Raw genomic sequence first — 1,931 nt, 5'->3', positions numbered from 1 at the left:
GGTGAAAGCGGTATAACTGTTATTAATGGGGAATTCTCTATGAAAAGGGTGGATGACGTTTAATGGAGAGCACGGTATTAGTCTTCATACAGGGTATGCTTTGTTAAAGGATGTCAAAATGATTTATACGGGTAGCAAGGCAACTAAAACGCGTCAGGGCTACAAACTTCATCAAAGTCAAAGGTAAAGGTGCAAATTTTGCTGCTATAAAGGTTATGGTCATTGGAAATAATAAAACACAGGGTGTTCATGTGACTGATGGTGGGTATGTGATGCTCGATTACTCACATATAACAGGTGTAAAAGAGGCAATAACCATTCAAGACGGGTCGTTGTGGATGAAAAATGGGGTGATTAATTTTGGGGGAGAGTATGGGCTGAAGATGAAGGGGGGAAGAGTCCTTTTAAGTAATGTGCAAATGAACTCCACCAGTAATAATAATACAGAGTTCATCATGGTTGAGGAAAAAAGTGCGAAACTTAAAGCAGTAGGTGTAATAATTAACGGAAATGATACAGGAAAAGCTCAAGGAATAAAAATAGCAAATGGGGGACGGGCCTGGTTGATTGGTACAAATGTGAAAAAGGTTAGCACAGGAGTTGCTGTTCAAAATGCTCAAGTGACTATGATTAGCTGTGTTTCTATATTTTAGCGTATTTATTAGTTTTAGAGATTTTTTTTTGTTTATGGGTTTAGGTGATGGTTTAAGGTCTAGGCGCTTTGTTTGATGTTTGATTTTATGTGTGTTTTGTTTGTTGTTTGAAGATGTGTGTTTTGGCTTTGTGGGTGTTGAGAGTGTTTTATATTAGGGTATGGTGTTTTTAGGTAAGGGTTAGAGTTGGGAGGATTTTATGGGGTTTAAGCCATTTTAGTATGGTTTAGTTTTAGTTTTCTTTTTTTTAGAATAGTTTAGTCTCGTTTAACCTGACAGGTTAAAGGGGAACATGTGGGTTATGGTTATGCGTTGTGTTTTTAAGCATCATGTTTATTTATGTGTTGTCTCAACCGCTCTTATGGCTGGGCTTGCTCTAACATCTCATACTTCAAAGGCGTATGCTCAAGCACATAATTGTGGGAGTGGTGGTAGTGGTGTTGTTAAAACTATTAGTAGTGATCAGCCGATTGTGTGTGATAGTCGTGGGACAAGGATACTGAATAGTAGTAGTAGGGAGGAGATAAATATAAATATGGATAGGCACTCTAGGGAGGAGGCGGCCGTGACGGTTAAGAATGGGGCAGATATTACGATAATAAAGAAGCTGAAGGTTATCAATGGGAGTGGGAGTGGTAAGCCGGTGATTAAGGTGTATGGTGGAGGGAAGCTGACGTTGAATCAGGAGGTTGATGTTGAGGGGGCGACGATAAAAAAGGAGATAGAGGTTGAGGGTCGAAACTCTTCTGTTACGTTGAATGGGGTGTTGACGGGAATTGAGAGGGGGGAAGTGAAGGTTAGTAAGGGGGGGATGGTTGTTTTGGGAGAGGGGGTGAAGGGGATTGAAGAGGTGAAGGTGAAAATTAATGATGGGGGCGGGACGGTGAGGTTTGATGGGAATGTGACTTTTAATAATGGTAGTGAAGCGGGGATACAAATTACGGGGAATGGGGCGGGGAAGGCTACTGTGATGGGAGTGGGGAAGGCGGGGGAGATGGTGACGATGACTGTTAATGGAAAGGGGGTGGGGTGATGGTGTTGGTATACAGATGGATGGGGCGGGGAAGATTGATGTGATGAGGTTGAAGATTAAGGGGAGTGGGGGACGGGGGTGGATGTGCAGAGTGGGACGATGACTTTGATGGGGGTGGAGATTGAGGGGTTCAAAATGGGGGTGCATGCGAGGAGTGGGACGGTGGATATAAATGGGAACTCAACGATTACGGTTAAGGATGGGGGGACGGGGATAATGGTGGGGAGGACGGGGACGGCTAATTT

The 1,931-nt window shown here is 43.3% G+C and carries 4 protein-coding genes; all 4 read left to right on the top strand.

Features of this window, described 5'->3' with window-relative positions; genetic code table 11:
* The first annotated feature begins 52 nt into the window (after positions 1-52).
* The 4 genes from BBBE_RS07590 (at position 53) to BBBE_RS07585 (ending at position 1,789) form a co-directional block, all read left to right on the top strand.
* Positions 53-187: a hypothetical protein gene (locus BBBE_RS07590; RefSeq protein ID WP_022708713.1), complete on the top strand. Its 135-nt coding sequence runs from the start codon at positions 53-55 to the stop codon at positions 185-187.
* 28 nt (positions 188-215) lie between these two features.
* Positions 216-653 (top strand): hypothetical protein, encoded by a 438-nt coding sequence (locus BBBE_RS05480; protein ID WP_010701546.1) that lies wholly within the window; start codon positions 216-218, stop codon positions 651-653.
* Between the two features lie 301 nt (positions 654-954).
* On the top strand, positions 955-1,686 hold the full coding sequence (locus BBBE_RS05475) for a hypothetical protein (protein WP_152023195.1): 732 nt from the start codon (positions 955-957) through the stop codon (positions 1,684-1,686).
* Positions 1,667-1,789, top strand: a complete 123-nt coding sequence (locus BBBE_RS07585) for a hypothetical protein (protein ID WP_275450430.1) — start codon at positions 1,667-1,669, stop codon at positions 1,787-1,789. The genes BBBE_RS05475 and BBBE_RS07585 overlap by 20 nt, the downstream gene beginning before the upstream one ends.
* Positions 1,790-1,931 lie beyond the last annotated feature (142 nt).

This window comes from Bartonella bovis 91-4, assembly GCF_000384965.1.
In the GTDB taxonomy this organism is placed as follows: Bacteria; Pseudomonadota; Alphaproteobacteria; order Rhizobiales; family Rhizobiaceae; genus Bartonella; species Bartonella bovis.
Note: the sequence above shows the minus strand (reverse complement) of the source record. Positions and strands in the feature narration are given on the sequence as shown.